A 15,618-nucleotide genomic window follows, 5' to 3' on the forward strand; every position below is an offset into this window, starting at 1 on the left:
GGCCTTCGCCGTGCGCGCGGGAGGGCCGGTCAGCCGTTGGCGAGCGCGACCACCCGGTCCAGCGCCCCGTTGAACCGGTTGTGGTCCCCGACGATCGGGCCGGAGGACGTGTACTGCCACATGGTGTAGTAGCTCCAGCCCGCCGGCAGCGTCCCCACCGTGGAGGCGTAGCGGGCGATCCACAGCGGGTTGGCGGTGGCGAAGCCGCCGTAGTCGCCGGTGCACTGGGTCCACCAGCTGGTGGCCGTGTAGATCACGGCGTCGCGGCCGGTGCGCGCCTTGTAGGTGTTCAGGAAGTCGCGGATCCAGGAGACCATCTGGCTCTGCGTCTTGCCGTAGCAGGCGGCCCCGTAGGGGTTCCACTCGATGTCGAGGGCGCCCGGCAGCGTCCTGCCGTCGCGGGACCAGCCGCCGCCGTGGTCGACGAAGTAGTTGGCCTGGGCGGCGCCGCCGGCGGTGTCCGGGGTGGCGAAGTGGTACGCGCCGCGGATCATGCCGACGTTGTACGAGCCGTTGTACTGCTGGGCGAAGTAGGGGTTGGTGTAGTACGTGCCCTCGGTGGCCTTGACGTAGGCCCACTTCACGCCGCTGCTCCACAGGCTGGACCAGGCGACGTTGCCCTGGTGGCTGGAGACGTCGACGCCCTCGGTCTGGGTGGCGTCGCCGGGGACGGGAGTGCCGTGCTGCCCGTCGTGGGCCAGGACGCCCATGCCCATGTGGGCGGAGCCGCGGGGCGGGGTGGCGGCGTCCGGCGCGGACCGGGCGGGCGTGGTGAGGAGCAGCGAGAGGGCGGCGAGCAGGATTCCGGCGGCGGTCAGACGCCGGGTGCGGGCCGTTCCGGATCTGTGCACGGGCATGGACGTGCCTCCGAAGGCTCGGTGGTGCTCGATGGGGAGTGCGGGCCTGCCGGGATCGCGGCGGGGGGAGGACGGGGCGTCGTCGGCCCGTCCGCCACCCGGTGGCGTGGGCATGCCGGTCGTTGCCTGACGAAGAAGCTACGCACGTAGACGACCCGGGGGAAGGGGGCCGGGAGCCGCCGTTGGTCTACGCCTGCGAAATACTTGCGGAGCTGCGGTGCAGACGGCGTGCGGCGGAAACTTTCAGGAACGGAACCACCGAGGCGGGGACCGACGTGCGGGAAGACGGAAACGACGGCGGACACAGGGGTGAACCCGGGGCCGCCCCCTCCGGAAGGGCGTCCGGCAGTGGTGTGAACCAGCCCGAGTTCCTGGCGCTGGAGCGCGAACTGACGGTGCTGCTGCGGCGCGCCCGGGCCAGCCAGGGCGAGATGGCGCGGCAGGTCCACCCGGACCTGGAGCCGGCCGCGTACGGCATCCTCGTGCGGCTGGACGAGTGCGGCCGGCAGCGGGCCACGGATCTCGCCGGTTACATCGGCGTCGGCAAGGCCACGATCTCCCGCCAGCTGCGCGCCCTGGAGGAGCTGGGCCTGGTCGCCCGCGAGCCCGACCCCGCCGACGGCCGCGCCTGGCTGGTCGCCCTCACCCCGGAGGGCCACGACCGGGTCTCCCGGGTGCGGCAGGCGCGCCGCGCCCGGTACGCCGGCCGGCTCGCCGACTGGGAGCCGCGCGAGGTCGGGGAGCTGGCCCGGCTGCTGCACCGGCTGAACCGGGGGATGGAGAAGTAGCCCCGGCCGGGGACCCGCCGGGCGGCCTCCCCGCCCTCGGCGGCTACAGCTCCACGTACACCACCGTCGCGTCGTCGTGGGTCTTGCCCCGGCCGAGGAAGACCCGCTCCGCGTCGGCGCGCTCCAGCTCCCGCACCCGGTCCACCAGGGCCTGCGCCCCCGCCTTGCGCACGAACCGGAAGCAGTCCGTCCAGTCGCCCTCCCGGAACGTCTCCACCCAACGGGCCGCCCCGTCGGTCAGCGCGGCCAGGGCGTTCACCTCCCCGCGCGGCAGGACCCCCGTCACCGCGCGCGCCGCCACCGACGGATCGGCGGCGGCCGTGAAGAAGCCGCCCTCCCTGTTGCGCAGGGTGGCGTCGATCAGCGCGTCCGTGGCCAGGGCGGCGCGGGGCAGGCGGGCCAGCCGGTCGTCCAGGAGCGGGGTGACCGCGCCGTCGGGGGACCCGGCCAGCAGGACCGAGTCGGACAGCACCAGGTACTCCACCGCCTCCGCCGACCAGCGCGCCAGGACGACCGTCGCCTGCGGGGTCCGGGGGTGAGAAAGGTCACAGGATGCGGCGTGTGTCTCCGCGGTACGCGCGATCGCGCGGGACAGGGCGTCGGCGAGGGGAACATCCGGGAGTGAAACGGTCAGTTCGGTCAGGGCTCCGCCGAGGCGCGCGGTGAACCAGGGGACCGTGTGCGAACAGCCGGTGTCGCCCCGGGGCGGCGTGACCCCGTCCAGCACGACGAGCGAACCGCCCTGTCCGCAAGCCGGTAGTCCGACACCGGCGAAGTCCTCGTTGGGCCGATCGGGGTCACCCGGCCGCGTGATGAGTTCCGTACGCACCGGGCCAGTCTGCACGAGGTCTTCACGCTGTCCGCGAAAGGCCCGCGACGGTTGTGCGAACGACATGGAAGCGCAGGTCAGGTGCCGGATTTGGGCTGGAACGCGATACTCTGGCAAGACGTGGCGGCAAATATTGCCACCGCCCGCCGTGGACGTCCAACCGGCGTACCGCGCAAGGCCGTCGCGTCGGCCGGGGAAACTTGCTCCCCAACTCGCCTCCGATGTTCACTCCTTCGGGTGGCGGGACAGGCGATGCGTGTGCAGCGCCCACCGGCACTGGGAGGGTCGGGGACCGGTTGGGGGGCCGCCCCGCTCCTGCCGAGAGCTTGGGGGAGGGTGTACGCGCCGACCGGTCGGTTGACGGAGCGCCACCCGGGTCCACGGGTACACGAGTTCAGGAATGCGAGCACCGGTGCAGAAGACGCGGCCTCGTCGCACAGGCAAGCAAACGGCCCCCGCGCAGGGGGCGGAGCAGACCTCCGGCAGCCACGGCCCCGGCATCCCGAGCGCTCCCGTCGGCAAGGGTCGCCCGACACACGTGCGCAACCGCCTCATCGTCGCCGTCGCGGTGGTGGCCGCCGCGATCGCCGGGGCCGGCGTGCCGTCGGTGGTGGCCGCCTCGGGGCAACTGAGCGACAGCCAGGACCTGGTGACCCTGGCCGAGCGGACCGAGGACGCCCTCGCGCTCGCCCACTCCCTCGCCGACGAGCGGGACGAGGTCACCCCGTACATCGCCGCCGGCCGCCCCCGGTCCAAGGCGCCCTCGGAGCAGCACAGCGCCCGCGTGGATCGGCAGGTGGAGGAGTTGCGCGCCGACTCCGGCACGCCCGCCTCCCTGCGCGAGGAACTCGACGGCATCGCCGCCCTGCGCCGGTCCGCGCTCACCGGCAAGAGCACCGCGCTCCAGGCGCACGAGGCGTACTCCGCCGTCATCACCGACCTGCACCGGCTCGCCGAGCGGCTGGCGGAGCGGATGCCACCCCGGGCGGGTGCCGGAGCCCACGCCCTGGCCGAGCTGGACTCCGCCGTCCAGCAGGCAGCCGCCGCCCGCGGTCTGCTCCTGGCCGCCCTCGACGTGCCGCACAGCACCCAGACCGTCATCGACCCGATGACGGGACTGCCCACGACCACCGGCGCGTCCTCCGACGCCGACACCGAGCTGCGCGCCGCCCTGGCCGCCGCCGCGCAGCAGGCCCGGGTGCGCTCCGACGCCGCCCTCGCCGCCTTCCGCGAGGCCGCGCCCAAGCCGGCCCGGGAGAGCTTCGACTCCACGGTCACCGGCCCCGAGGTCAACTCCGCCGAGAAGTACCTGGACGCCCTCACCGACGCCCCCACCCTCTCCGACGACGACCTCGGTACCAGCGTCAAGCGGCTGGACGCGGCGCTGTCCGCCCGCATCGACGCGATGCGCGGCGCCGAGGCCGCTCTGTACGACCGCCGCACCAAGGACCTGGAGCGGCTGCGCGACGACGACGTCACCGCGCTGGAGATCCGCATCGCCGTCCTCGGCGCCCTGATGCTGCTCGCCGTCGGTGTCGCCACCGGCATGGCCCGCTCGCTCACCCGGCCGCTGGCGGTGCTGCGCCGCGGCTCGGCCCGGCTCGCCCAGGCCGAGAACCCCGCCACCCAGGAGCCCGTCGCCTTCACCGGCCGCAACGACGAGTTCGCCCAGGTCGTCCGCTCGGTCAACGCCCTGCACGCGCACGCCGCCGCCCTGGCCGAGCGCGTCACCACGCTGGAGGCCGACCGCAAGCACCTGGTCGGCCAGCGGCAGAAGATGGCCGACGCCCGCGAGGAGCTGCGCGCCGAGCTCGCCGAATCCACCGCGCGGCTGGAGACCCTGCGCAAGAGCATCGGTTCCACCTTCGTCAGCCTCGCCCTGCGCACCCTGGGCCTGGTGGAGCGCCAGCTCGCCGTGATCGAGGGCCTGGAGGAGCGCGAACACGACCCGGAGCGCCTGTCCGTCCTGTTCAAGCTCGACCACTTCGCCACGGTCATGCGCCGGCACAACGAGAACCTGCTCGTCCTCGCCGGCACCGAGCACATCCAGCACACCGCCCACCCGGTTCCGCTCGTCGACGTCGTCCGCGCCGCGGTCAGCGAGATCGAGCGCTACGAGCGCGTCCGCATCGCCTCCCTGCCGCCGCACGCGCACGTCGCCGGATTCGCCGCCGACGACCTGTCCCACCTGCTGGCCGAGCTCATGGAGAACGCCACCTCGTTCTCCCCGCCCGACGTGCCCGTCGAGGTCTCCGGCTGGCTGCTGGAGAACGGCGAGGTCATGCTCTCCGTCCAGGACGAGGGCATCGGCATGACCGGCGAGCGGCTGGAGCGCCTCAACGCGCGCCTGAGCGACTTCGACCCGGAGGCCCCCTACGACCAGGACGGCGAGGACGGGCTCGGGCTCGGCCTGTACGTCGTGGCCCGCCTGGCCCACCGGCACGGCGCCCGGGTGCAGCTGCGGGAGCAGAAGCAGGGCGGTGTCGCCGCGGTCGTCGTCCTGCCGACGGCGCTGCTGGCCGCCGAGCCGGCCTCCCCGAAGCTGCCGACGCCGGAGCGGACCGGTGTCGACACCACCCAGACGGTCTCCCTGCCGGGCGCCGCCGCCGAGGTCAACTCCAACGTCCTGCACGGGCGCTCGGAGGACGGCGACCCGCTGGTGTCGCTGGCGGAGCGGGCGGTACGGCGCTCGGAGGCCGCGGAGCAGGCCGCCGAGCAGGCGGCCGGCACGGCGGCGGAGCGGGAGACCGCCGTAGCGGAACCGGAGCCCGCGGCTTCCCCCTCGGAAGGCGCCGGGCGGCAGCCGGCCGAGGGCCTGGAGACTCCCTCCGAGACCACCATGGAGCTCCTGCTCCCGGCGTCCGCGCGCGCCCCGCAGGCGCCGCGCCCCGCGGCCGCCGACCACGCCTCCGAGACGGAACCGGCGCACGACCGCGTTCCCGACGGGCCGAACAAGCCGAACGATTCGAGCGATCCGGGTGAGCCGAACGACCCGGACGCGCCGGGCGAGCCGGACGAACCGGACGAGCCCGTCACCGACAAGGGTCTGCCCAAGCGGACCCCGAAGATCACTACCCCCGCCTCGGCCCCGCACCCGCGCACGGGGTCCGTCGACGCCGAGGCCCTGCGCCGCCGGCTGGGCGGCTTCCATCGGGGAGCGGAGGCCGGCCGGCGCGACGTGGAGGCGGAGATCGCCGAACAGACCGCACAGAACCGGGTACCGACCACCCAGACAGCTCGGCCGGCCACATCCGAAGAAGCCACGGGGGGCACCGTCGAGGAGGCAACCAGTTGACCGCGCCCAGTACCTTCGGACTGAGCAGTGAAGCCCGCAATCTCCACTGGCTGCTGACCAATTTCGTCGAGGAGGTGCCCGGCATCCTCTCGGTCGCGGTGGTCTCCTCCGACGGCCTGCTGCTGCTCTCCTCCGACCAGGGACAGCAGAACGCGGCCCGCCAGGCACAGGGGGAGCGGCGCACCGGACCGCGCGGCTCCTCCGCGGACCTCGCCACCATCGTCTCCGGCATCGGCAGCCTGACCGTCGGTGCCGCCCGCCTGATGGACTACGGCGGGGTCAAGCACACGATGGTCGCCATGGAGGAGGGAAGCCTGTTCGTCATGTCGATCAGCGACGGTTCGCTGCTCGGCGTCCACGGCTCCGCGGACTGCGACATGAGCGTCGTCGCCTACCACATGGCGCTGTTCGTCGGCCGCGCCGGCCACGTCCTGACGCCCGAACTCCGCAACGAGCTCCGCAAGTCCCTGGAGGCAGAGCCGACGGAGGCCGCCCGATGAGCAGCGTGCAGAAGAAACAACAGCTCCCGGTGCGCGGCGCGGACCGCAAGCCCGCCCGCGTGCGCCCCTACTCGCTCACCGGCGGCCGGACCCGCTTCGGCCACGTCCTGCTCGTCGAGACGTTCGTGGGGACGACCGCCGCCCTCGAGGCCGCCGACGAGCGCAAGGAACTGACGAACGGTTCGCTCTCCTCCCGCGTGATGCCGGAGATGCAGGCCATCGTCGAACTGTGCCGCCGTATGCGTACGGTGGCCGAGATCGCCGCGCTGCTGAAGATGCCGCTCGGTGTGGTCCGCGTCCTCCTCAGCGATCTCGCGGACCAGGGAAAGATCCGTGTGTACGGAACCGGGACCGGCCACGGGACGGGCCGCCCCAACCGTGCGCTGCTGGAAAGGGTGCTGGGTGGACTCCGCCGTCTCTGATGCCGCCTCCTTCGGCGTCTCCCCGCTCGTCGAGGACGAGCCGTCACAGCCCTGGCAGACGGACCGCACGCGCGCTCCGATCGCCACGAAGATCGTGGTGGCGGGCGGCTTCGGCGTCGGCAAGACCACGCTGGTCACCTCCGTCTCGGAGATCACGCCCCTGCAGACCGAGGCGCTGATGACCGAGGCGAGCGAGGACCACGACGACCTCACCGCCACGCCGGACAAGCTGACCACCACGGTGGCCATGGACTTCGGCCGCATCACGCTCGACGACGACCTGGTGCTGTACCTGTTCGGCACGCCGGGCCAGCAGCGGTTCTGGTTCATGTGGGACGACCTGGTGCGCGGCGCGATCGGTGCCGTCGTCATGGCCGACACCCGCCGTCTGAAGGACTGCTTCCCGGTCCTGGACTACTTCGAGAGCTGCGGTCTGCCGTACGTCGTGGCGGTGAACCACTTCGACGGCAGCGAGCTGTTCGAGCCGGAGGACGTGCGGGAGGCGCTGACGATCCCGCGGCACATACCCGTGCTGATCATGGACGCGCGGCGCCGCATCTCGGTGATCGAGACCCTCCTGGCCCTCGTCGGCCACGCGCTCGACGAGACCCCCGAATAGCCCCGGGCCCTCCCCGGCCCTCCGGGACCTCCCCGCGGTCCCGGACCGGCCCGTGGCAGTTCCCCGTCCCGTCCCCCTAGGAGACAAACCCCGCATGCGGAAGATACTCGTCGTCGGAGCCGGCCAGTCCGGCCTCCAGCTCGCCCTCGGCCTCCAGTCGCACGGGTACGAGGTCACCCTGATGTCCAACCGGACCGCGGACGAGATCCGCGCGGGCCGGGTCATGTCGACGCAGTGCATGTTCCACACCGCCCTCCAGCACGAGCGCGACCTGAAGCTGAACTTCTGGGAGCCCCGGGCCCCGAAGATCGAGGGGCTCGGCGTCTCGGTCGCCGCCCCCGGCTCCTGGGCCGAGGGCCCCGCGGCCCGCGCGATCGACTGGGTGGGCCGGCTCGACGGGTTCGCCCAGTCGGTGGACCAGCGGGTGAAGATGGCGGGCTGGATGGAGACCTTCGCCCAGCGCGGCGGCCAGCTGGTCATCCACGGCGCGGCCGTCGGCGACCTGGACTACTTCTCCCGCGCCTACGACCTCGTCCTGGTCTCGGCCGGCAAGGGCGAGCTGGTGCGGATGTTCGCCCGCGACCCCGAGCGCTCGCCCTACAGCGAGCCGCAGCGCGCCCTCGCGGTGGCGTACGTCCACGGACTGGCTCCGCGCCCGGAGCACCCGGACTTCGACGCGGTCCGCTGCAACCTCGTCCCCGGCGTCGGCGAACTGTTCGTCATGCCGACCTACACCCTCTCCGGCCGCGCCGACATCCTGTTCTGGGAGGGCGTACCGGGCGGTCCGCTCGACGTCTTCAAGGACGTCAAGGACCCCTCGGAGCACCTCTCCCTGACCCTGGAGCTCATGGAGCGGTACGTCCCCTGGGAGTACGCGCGGGCCACCAAGGTCGAACTGACCGACGCCGGCGGCACCCTCGCCGGCCGCTACGCCCCCACCGTCCGCAAGCCGGTCGGCCGCCTGCCCGGCGGCGGCCTGGTCCTCGGCGTCGCCGACGTGGTCGTGGCCAACGACCCGGTCACCGGCCAGGGCTCCAACTCGGCGTCCAAGTGCGCCGCCTCCTACCTCGCCTCCATCCTGGAGCACGGCGACAAGCCGTTCGACGAGGAGTGGATGCAGCAGACCTTCGACCGCTACTGGGAGACGGCCCGGCACGTCACCAAGTGGACGAACACCATGCTCGCCCCGCCGCCGGAGCACGTCCTGAACCTGATCGGCGCCGCCGGTCAGCTCCAGCCGGTGGCGGATCGTTTCGCCAACGGCTTCAACAACCCGGCCGACTTCGAGAACTTCTTCTACGACCCGCAGAAGACCGAGGCCTACCTGATGGAGGTCTCCGGCGCCGCGGGCGCGTGACCGGAGGCGTACCCCTCGTCGGACCCCCGGGCCGCCCCGGCGGGGAGCCTCGGCGGCGTGTACCGCCGCACAGGCTCCCCGCCGGGGTCGGGCCGGACCGCCCCCAGGATCGGGTTGGCCGCGATCGGCGACACCTTGACCCGGGCACCGGGCCGCGGCGCCTGCACCACCATCCCGCCGCCCAGGTACAGCGCCACGTGGGTGGCCTCGGGGAAGTAGACGACCAGGTCGCCGGGGCGCAGCTCGCCGAGCCCGACCCGCTCCAGCCGCGCCCACTGCTCCTGGCTGGTCCGCGGGATCGCCGCCCCGGCCCGCTCCCACGCCTGGGACGTCAGCCCCGAGCAGTCGTAGGCGCCCGGCCCCTCCGCTCCCCACGCGTACGGCTTGCCGAGCTGCTCCACCGCGAAGCGCACCGCGCTCGCACCCGCCGCGGACGGCTTGCCGTCGTCGCCGAGCGCCCCGGACGCCAGGAACCGCTCCTGCGCCCGCGCGATCCCCTTCCTCTCCAGCTCGGCGAGCGCGGCCAGCTGCCGGGCGCTGAGCGAGGCGAGCAGCTCCTCGACCTTGCGCAGCCGCTCGCGGACCGCGTCGCGCTCCTTCCTGCGCCGCTCGGCGAGGGCCAGCCGCTCGTCGAGGGCCTCGCGGGCCCGGCGGGCCAGGTCACCGGCCCTGCGCTCGCTGCCGGTCAGCCGTGCCACGGCCTCGGCCCGCTCCCGCGCGAGCTGCCCGATCACCTGCCCCTGGTCGACCGCGCGCTGCGGGTCGCGGGCGAACAGCAGCCGTACGTAAGGGGAGATGTCGCTGCGGCTCTGGTACTGGCGGCGGGCCAGCAGTCCCGCCGCCTCGCGGCGCTCGCGCAGGGACAGCCGGGTCCGGGCCAGCGCGGCGTCCAGCCGCTCGGCCCGGGCGCGCTGCCTCCCCAGCTCCTCCTCGGTCGCGTTGTAGGCCTCGGTAGCCTTCTCGGCCTCCCGGTACAGTCTCTGAAGATCCGTCAGCAGCTCGGCGACAGACCGTTCCGCGGGCCGTGGTCCGGCCGAGGCGGGCACGGGCGCGGGGGGCGCGAGGACGATCCCGGCCGCCACCGCCGCCGTACAGGCCAGACGCAGGAGCTTCCCTGACACCTCATCACCTCCGGTGCGCAGCGGGCCGTCCGCTCCGCACCGCGAGCATCAGGCGCTCACGCGCCGTCCGCGCGCCGAGTGTGCGCGGTTCGGCGCAACGGGGTCACCCGTCGGTGTCCTCCGGTTTGCCGCCCGGCGCGGCGTCCGGCTTCGACCAGGGCCAACGGCGCCGGGAGCCCCGCTCCCCCTCGGGGTCGTACCGGTACTTCCAGCGGGCGAACCCGATCCGGCCCCCCTCCCGCGGCACCCGCCGGTAGACGAGCACCGTGGGCGGGCCGCCGTCCGGGGCCGGCACGGGGATGCGGTAGGTCTTCGGCGGATGGCCGGTCATCCCCACCAGCACGGGCAGCACCCGCCCGTCCATGGGCCCGCCCTCGAAGGGGGTGTCTTCGCTCTTCACGGCACCAGTGTCGGGCATCCCCCGGCGCCGGGGCGGCCGGACGTCCGGCACCCGGCACCGGGACGGTCAGGTGTCCGCCGCGAGGGCCCGCACCAGCGCGTCCGTCTGCGGGTCGCGCCGGGCGGTGACCGACAGCGCCGCCGCGAACTGCTCCACCAGCCAGTCCCGCAGCTCCTCGGCGGGCGGCTGCTTGCCCTCGTCCAGCCAGATCAGCGAGGCCGCCTCCACCGCCGTGATCCACATGCGGACGGTCATCCGCAGCCGGGGACCGGGGTCGGCGACCCCCAGGTGGCGCGTGATGTGCGCGGCGGCGGCCCGGCGCACGCCGTCCACGATCGCCGACGTCCGCGAGGTCTCGGCGACGCTGCCGCCGCGCAGCAGGGCGCTGAAGCCGGCGTCGTGCCGGCCGACGAAGGCCAGGTAGCGGTCCAGGGCGCGGGAGAGCCGGGCCGGCAGCGGCCCCTCGGGGGGCTCGTCGAAGCACAACCGCAGCTCGTCGGCGGCCGAGCGCAGGGCGGCCTCGTACAGCTGCTGCTTGCCGCCGGGGAAGTACCGGTACACCAGGGGCCGCGAGACCCCGGCCCGCTCCGCCACGTCGTCCAGCGAGACCTCCTCGGGCGGCCGGTGGGCGAAGAGGGACAGCGCGGCGTCGAGGAGCTGGCTGCGGCGCTCCTCGACGCTGAGCCTGCGGTAGGCGGGGGTGGGGGCCTGCGGGGTCATGGCCCGCAGGGTAACCGCTGCCCCTGGGCGGGGCCTCCTACGCGAGCAGCCCCGACGACCGCCACAGCCGCCGCCCCACGCCCCGCAGGACGCCTATGTCGTCCAGGAAGTCCGTCAGCCGCCTCGCGCCGGTCCGCATGACCTCCCGGCGGTGGGCGCTGGCCTTCACCTGGGCCATGGCCTCCCGCTTGTCGAGCCCCACGTTCGTGTACACCTCGGGGTTGACGAAGGCGACGGAGAAGACGCGGGCGAACTCGCCGGAGGTGACGCGGGTGAACTCCCGCGACCACCTCGGGGCCGTCACCATCTGGCGGCGCAGCTCCTCACGCGCGTACCGCACGTGCCGGGCCTCCTCCACCACGTGGATCCGCGTGATGCCCCGGATCAGCGGCTGCACCCGCTCGTCGGGGAAGGTCAGCCGCTGCATCCAGTCCAGGACCTCCTCGCCGAGCAGCGTGGCCGTGAAGGAGCCGGGCGTGGTGGAGACGGTCTTGAACACCCGCCCCAGGTGCTGGTGGACGCGGCTGACGGGGTACCACGGCGTGTCGCCGCGCTGGATCAGCCGGGCGAACATCTTCGAGTGCCGGCACTCGTCCTCGATCTCGGTCAGCGCGTACCGGACGTGGGCGCTCGTCGCCGCCTTGTCGTAGACGTGCCGCACCAGAAGCTGCATCAGGATCAGCTCGAACCAGATGCCGAGCGAGGCGAGCGCCGCCGCCTCGTGCCGGGACAGCAGGACGCGCTGCTCCTCGCTCATCCGCTTCCACAGCGGGGTGTCGTACAGCGACACCAGCTCCGGCGGCCAGAACCACTTGCCCTCCTCGAAGGGCGCGTCCCAGTCCAGTTCCCTGTCCGGGTCGAAGGAGTGCTTGGCGGAAGAGTCGAGCAGCCGCTCGGCCACCTGCTCGCGGTCCTTGAGCAGGCCGAGCGCGTCGCGCAGCCCTTCGAGCGCCTCGGCTTCCGTCAGGGTCGTCATGACTGTCCCACCTCGTCGTACGGGATCGCGTCGGGGACCGCGTGGTGTTACCCGCGGTCACTCACTGGTCTTATGAGACTGTGTGTCAGCAAGTGCGTCAATCCCCTGGGCGGGACTTGTTTACCGCGAGTAAAGACGGGAGGGGGGCCGACGGCGCGGCCCGTGACGGCCCGGCCGCGCCGGACGGGCCGGACGCCGTCCGGGAGGTGGCCATCGGGCTCGGCGAGCGCGCTCGCGCCGCGGTCCGGCGGCCCGGTGTTCCGCGCCGGCGCCGGTCCGGGGCAGGGCCCGGTATCGCCCGAAGGGCGCCGGGACGGGGCTCAGGGGGCGAGCACCGCCTCCATCACCGCCCGCGCGATCGGCGCCGCCACCCCGCCGCCCGTGATGTCCGCCCGGTCGGCCGCCGCGTCCTCCACCACCACCGCGACCGCCACCTTCGGCTCCAGGTCCCGTTCACCTTGCGCCCAGGAGACGAACCAGGCGTACGGCAGGCCGGAGTTGCCGACGCCGTGCTGGGCGGTGCCGGTCTTGCCGCCCACCCGGGCCCCGCGGATCGCGGCCCTGGCGCCGGTGCCGTTCTCCACCACGTCGGTCATCAGCTCCTTCAGGCGCATCGCGGTCGACGGGTGCATCACCTGCCGCGCGGGACGGGACCCGGCCGTCGCCACCGTGCCGCCGCCCGCCCGCACCGTCCGCTCCACCAGGTACGGCTCCCGCACCTGCCCCCCGCCCGCCACGGCCGCCGCCACCATCGCCATCTGCAGCGGCGTGGCCCGCGTGTTGTACTGCCCGATCGACGACAGCGCCAGCTGCGCCTGGTTCATCGACGTCTCGAAGGTGCTGCGCGCGACGGAGTAGGGGATCCTCAGGTCGCCGTCGTTGAAGCCGAAGCCCTGCGCGGTCGACGCCATGCGCGCCACGCCCACGTCCACGCCCAGCTTGGCGAAGACCGTGTTGCAGGACCACTCGAACGCCTCCCGCAGCGAGGCGTTCGCGCATCCGCGCGCCGCGTTCGTCAGCCTGGTCCGCGTCCCGGGCAGGGTGTACGGGTCGGGGGAGCGGGTCGGCGCGTCCAGGTCCCGCACCACGCCCGCGTCCAGCGCCGCCGCCGCGGTGACCACCTTGAACGTCGAACCCGGCGGATACGTCTGCCGCGCCGCCCGGTTCAGCATCGGCCGGTCCGGGTCGCGGTTGAGCCGGGACCAGGAGCGGGTGGCGGCCGCGCCGTTGCCGGACAGCTCCCCGGGGTCGTACGACGGTGTCGACACCAGTGCCAGGATCCGGCCGGTGGACGGCTCGATCGCGGCCACCGCCCCCTTGCGCCGGCCCAGCCCCCGGTACGCCGCCCGCTGCGCGGCCGGGTCGACGGTGGTCACCACGTTCCCGCCGGGGCTGCGGTCCCGGGCGCCGTCCCTCCACAGCGGGAACGGCGCGAGCATCGGGTCCGTGCCCGACAGCACCCCGTCCTCCGCGTGCTCCAGCAGCGTCGTGCCGTACTCCTGCGAGGCGAAGCCGGTGACCGGCGCGTACAGCGGGCCGTCGGCGTACGTCCGTTCGTAGCGCAGGTGCTCGCCGGTGTCGCGGGAGCCGGTGACGGGCTCGCCGCCGACCAGGATGTCGCCGCGCGGCTGCTGGTAGCGCGCGATCTCCGGGCGGCGGTTGGCGGGGTTGGACTCGTAGGAGGGGGCCTGCACGATCTGGACGCGGGCGGCGTTCACCAGCAGGGCGGCCAGCAGCAGGACGCAGAAGGCGGCGGCGTGCCGGATGTACCGGGTCACAGGGCCTCCCCGCCGCTCACGGCGCCACCCGTCCGTCGTACGGGCGGCGGGCGGAGTCGCTGACGCGGATCAGCAGCGCCACGATCGCCCAGTTGGTGACCACCGACGACCCGCCCTGCGCCAGGAACGGCATCGCCATGCCGGTCAGCGGGATCAGTCCCGTGACCCCGCCGGCGATCACGAACACCTGGAGCGCCACGATCGAGGCGAGCCCCACCGCCAGCAGCCGGCCGAAGGGGTCGCGCAGCAGCAGGCCGGCCCGGTAGCCGCGCTCCACCAGCAGCGCGTACAGCAGGAAGATCGCCGTCAGTCCGGCGAAGCCCAGTTCCTCCCCGGCGGTGGCCAGGATGAAGTCCGACTTGGTGGCGAAGCCGATGAGGGAGGAGTGGCCGAGCCCGAGCCCCGTGCCGGCCACCCCGCCCGCCGCGAACGAGAACAGCGACTGGGCCAGCTGGTTGGGGCCCTGCCCCGCCTCGATCGAGGCGAACGGGTGCAGCCAGTCCTCGATCCTGCCGTGCACGTGCGGCTCCAGCCGGCCCACCGCCACCGCCCCCAGCGAGGCCAGCAGCAGCCCGACGGCGATCCAGCCGGTGCGGCCGGTGGCCACGTACAGCAGGACGACGAACAGGCCGAAGAACAGCAGCGAGGTACCCAGGTCCCGCTCCAGGACCAGCACCCCCACGCTCACCAGCCACACCGCGACGATCGGTCCGAGCACCCGCCCGGTGGGCAGTTGCAGCCCCCACACCCGGCGGCCCGCGTACGCCAGCGCGCTGCGGTTGGCGGCCAGGTACGCGGCGAAGAACACCGCCAGCAGCACCTTCGCGAACTCGCCCGGCTGGATGGAGAAACCGGCGATCCGGATCCAGATGCGGGCCCCGTTCACGGCCGGGAACAGGATCGGCACCGTCAGCAGGGCCAGGGCGGCGGCGACGCAGACGTACGCGTAGCGCTGGAGCAGCCGGTGGTCGCGCAGGAGGAGGACGACGACGGTGAACAGCGCCACCCCCAGCGTGGACCACACCAGCTGGGTGGGGGCCGCCCGGTCGCCCGGCGTCTCCAGGTCGAGCCGGTAGATCAGCACCAGGCCCAGGCCGTTGAGCAGGACGCCGATGGGCAGCAGCAGCGGATCGGCGTACGGCGCCCGCAACCGCACCGCGAGGTGGGCGAGCAGGGCCAGCACGCCGAGCCCGGCGCCGTAACCGGCGGCGCCGGGCGGGACCGTGCCGTGCCGGGCGAGGCCCACGCCGCAGTAGCCGAACACGCAGAGCAGGACGGCCAGGACGAGGAGGGCCAGCTCGACGCCGCGGCGCCGGGGGAGGCGGGCGGCGCGCACGGGTGCGTCCGCCGCCGCCACGGTGATTCCGGTTCCGGCCTTCGTCATGTCCGGAACTTACCCAAATGACGCGTTGTGTGCTCCGTGGGCATCAGCACCAGCGCGGCGCGGGGCCGATGTTGTCGATGTGGCGGGCGGAGCCCCACGCCCAGGTGCCGTCCGCGAGGAGGTACCACAGCGGGTTGCCCTGCACGGAATCGCCTCCGGCCTTGCAGTCGATGGAGACGGTCTCGCCCCGGTGGGCGTACCGGATGACCTGGGAACCGCGGTCCGGCGCGCTGCGCAGGGCGAGGCGGTCGGCCGTGACGACCCCCTTGTACCGGCCAGGATCATGATGACCGCCGCGGCCGTTCCCACCGCTGTGACCGCCGGTGCCGGGGTCGTCCCCCGGGCCGTCGTGTGCGGCGGCGGGGGCGACGGCGGCCGCGGCGGCGAGCGCGCCGGCGGCTGCGGTTATGGCGAGACGGCGGACGGCGGCGCGGGAGGGGTGCGTGGACATCGGAGTACCTCCTGAAGGGCGAAAGGGCCGGAACGGGCTTGCGGTCACATGAAGTGACCAATCGCCACATTAGGAGCGGGAGGCGGGGTGCGCCCGCCGCAGTGCGCCATCGGGGAGGGGA

15 protein-coding genes are annotated in these 15,618 nt (G+C 73.7%); 6 read left to right on the plus strand and 9 right to left on the minus strand.

The window, feature by feature from the left end:
• Nucleotides 1-29: 29 nt before the first annotated feature.
• On the minus strand, nt 30-857 hold the full coding sequence (locus ACSU6Z_RS19920; protein WP_437047457.1) for a lysozyme: 828 nt from the start codon (nt 855-857) through the stop codon (nt 30-32).
• A gap of 275 nt (nt 858-1,132) precedes the next feature.
• Here ACSU6Z_RS19920 and ACSU6Z_RS19925 point away from each other — a divergent pair, with 275 nt between their 5' ends.
• Nucleotides 1,133-1,645, plus strand: a complete 513-nt coding sequence (locus tag ACSU6Z_RS19925) for a MarR family winged helix-turn-helix transcriptional regulator (RefSeq protein ID WP_437047458.1) — start codon at nt 1,133-1,135, stop codon at nt 1,643-1,645.
• A 43-nt stretch (nt 1,646-1,688) separates the two neighbouring features.
• On the opposite strand, the gene ACSU6Z_RS19930 is transcribed toward ACSU6Z_RS19925, so the two are convergent.
• A complete protein-coding gene (locus ACSU6Z_RS19930; RefSeq protein WP_437047460.1) occupies nt 1,689-2,474 on the minus strand; it encodes a protein phosphatase 2C domain-containing protein in 786 nt (261 codons plus the stop codon).
• Between the two features lie 400 nt (nt 2,475-2,874).
• Between ACSU6Z_RS19930 and ACSU6Z_RS19935 the strand changes: the two genes are divergently transcribed.
• The 5 genes from ACSU6Z_RS19935 to ACSU6Z_RS19955 all read left to right on the plus strand — a co-directional run bounded on the left by ACSU6Z_RS19935 (nt 2,875) and on the right by ACSU6Z_RS19955 (nt 8,667).
• On the plus strand, nt 2,875-5,769 hold the full coding sequence (locus ACSU6Z_RS19935) for a nitrate- and nitrite sensing domain-containing protein (RefSeq protein ID WP_437047462.1): 2,895 nt from the start codon (nt 2,875-2,877) through the stop codon (nt 5,767-5,769).
• Nucleotides 5,766-6,269 carry a roadblock/LC7 domain-containing protein gene (locus ACSU6Z_RS19940; protein WP_437016346.1) on the plus strand — a complete coding sequence of 168 codons (504 nt, stop codon included), beginning with the start codon at nt 5,766-5,768 and terminating at the stop codon, nt 6,267-6,269. Before ACSU6Z_RS19935 ends, ACSU6Z_RS19940 begins: the two co-directional genes overlap by 4 nt.
• Nucleotides 6,266-6,691, plus strand: coding sequence for a DUF742 domain-containing protein (locus tag ACSU6Z_RS19945; RefSeq protein WP_437047464.1), 426 nt, complete (start codon nt 6,266-6,268; stop codon nt 6,689-6,691). Before ACSU6Z_RS19940 ends, ACSU6Z_RS19945 begins: the two co-directional genes overlap by 4 nt.
• The gene (locus tag ACSU6Z_RS19950) at nt 6,672-7,310 is read left to right on the plus strand and encodes a GTP-binding protein (protein WP_437047466.1); all 639 of its coding nucleotides are present in this window, start codon (nt 6,672-6,674) and stop codon (nt 7,308-7,310) included. Before ACSU6Z_RS19945 ends, ACSU6Z_RS19950 begins: the two co-directional genes overlap by 20 nt.
• A 94-nt stretch (nt 7,311-7,404) precedes the next feature.
• Complete coding sequence (locus tag ACSU6Z_RS19955; protein ID WP_437047468.1) at nt 7,405-8,667, plus strand: styrene monooxygenase/indole monooxygenase family protein; 1,263 nt, start codon at nt 7,405-7,407, stop codon at nt 8,665-8,667.
• On the opposite strand, the gene ACSU6Z_RS19960 is transcribed toward ACSU6Z_RS19955, so the two are convergent.
• The 7 genes from ACSU6Z_RS19960 to ACSU6Z_RS19990 form a co-directional block, all read right to left on the minus strand.
• Nucleotides 8,631-9,788, minus strand: coding sequence for an NlpC/P60 family protein (locus ACSU6Z_RS19960; protein WP_437047470.1), 1,158 nt, complete (start codon nt 9,786-9,788; stop codon nt 8,631-8,633). The two genes, ACSU6Z_RS19955 and ACSU6Z_RS19960, sit on opposite strands and share 37 nt — an antisense overlap.
• Before the next feature lie 103 nt (nt 9,789-9,891).
• Nucleotides 9,892-10,188, minus strand: coding sequence for a hypothetical protein (locus ACSU6Z_RS19965; protein WP_437047472.1), 297 nt, complete (start codon nt 10,186-10,188; stop codon nt 9,892-9,894).
• 66 nt (nt 10,189-10,254) lie between these two features.
• On the minus strand, nt 10,255-10,908 hold the full coding sequence (locus tag ACSU6Z_RS19970; RefSeq protein ID WP_437047474.1) for a TetR/AcrR family transcriptional regulator: 654 nt from the start codon (nt 10,906-10,908) through the stop codon (nt 10,255-10,257).
• 37 nt (nt 10,909-10,945) lie between these two features.
• Entirely contained in the window at nt 10,946-11,884 is a 939-nt protein-coding gene (locus tag ACSU6Z_RS19975; protein WP_437047476.1) for an AurF N-oxygenase family protein, read from the minus strand.
• A 320-nt stretch (nt 11,885-12,204) separates the two neighbouring features.
• On the minus strand, nt 12,205-13,662 hold the full coding sequence (locus tag ACSU6Z_RS19980; RefSeq protein ID WP_437047478.1) for a penicillin-binding transpeptidase domain-containing protein: 1,458 nt from the start codon (nt 13,660-13,662) through the stop codon (nt 12,205-12,207).
• Nucleotides 13,663-13,678: 16 nt separating this feature from the next.
• Nucleotides 13,679-15,046, minus strand: a complete 1,368-nt coding sequence (locus tag ACSU6Z_RS19985; RefSeq protein ID WP_437047480.1) for an FtsW/RodA/SpoVE family cell cycle protein — start codon at nt 15,044-15,046, stop codon at nt 13,679-13,681.
• A 43-nt stretch (nt 15,047-15,089) separates the two neighbouring features.
• A complete protein-coding gene (locus tag ACSU6Z_RS19990) occupies nt 15,090-15,497 on the minus strand; it encodes an SH3 domain-containing protein (RefSeq protein WP_437047482.1) in 408 nt (135 codons plus the stop codon).
• Nucleotides 15,498-15,618: the final 121 nt, after the last annotated feature.

The organism is Streptomyces sp. enrichment culture (assembly GCF_964273145.1).
Lineage (GTDB): Bacteria > Actinomycetota > Actinomycetes > Streptomycetales > Streptomycetaceae > Streptomyces.

Excerpts from the sequence above, each read along its gene's own strand:
- ACSU6Z_RS19920 (WP_437047457.1), bottom strand. The coding sequence starts at position 857 with ATGCCCGTGCACAGATCCGGAACGGCCCGCACCCGGCGTCTGACCGCC.
- ACSU6Z_RS19935 (WP_437047462.1), top strand. The coding sequence starts at position 2,875 with ATGCGAGCACCGGTGCAGAAGACGCGGCCTCGTCGCACAGGCAAGCAA.
- ACSU6Z_RS19945 (WP_437047464.1), top strand. The coding sequence starts at position 6,266 with ATGAGCAGCGTGCAGAAGAAACAACAGCTCCCGGTGCGCGGCGCGGAC.
- ACSU6Z_RS19955 (WP_437047468.1), top strand. The coding sequence starts at position 7,405 with ATGCGGAAGATACTCGTCGTCGGAGCCGGCCAGTCCGGCCTCCAGCTC.
- ACSU6Z_RS19970 (WP_437047474.1), bottom strand. The coding sequence starts at position 10,908 with ATGACCCCGCAGGCCCCCACCCCCGCCTACCGCAGGCTCAGCGTCGAG.
- ACSU6Z_RS19975 (WP_437047476.1), bottom strand. The coding sequence starts at position 11,884 with ATGACGACCCTGACGGAAGCCGAGGCGCTCGAAGGGCTGCGCGACGCG.
- ACSU6Z_RS19985 (WP_437047480.1), bottom strand. The coding sequence starts at position 15,046 with ATGACGAAGGCCGGAACCGGAATCACCGTGGCGGCGGCGGACGCACCC.
- ACSU6Z_RS19990 (WP_437047482.1), bottom strand. The coding sequence starts at position 15,497 with ATGTCCACGCACCCCTCCCGCGCCGCCGTCCGCCGTCTCGCCATAACC.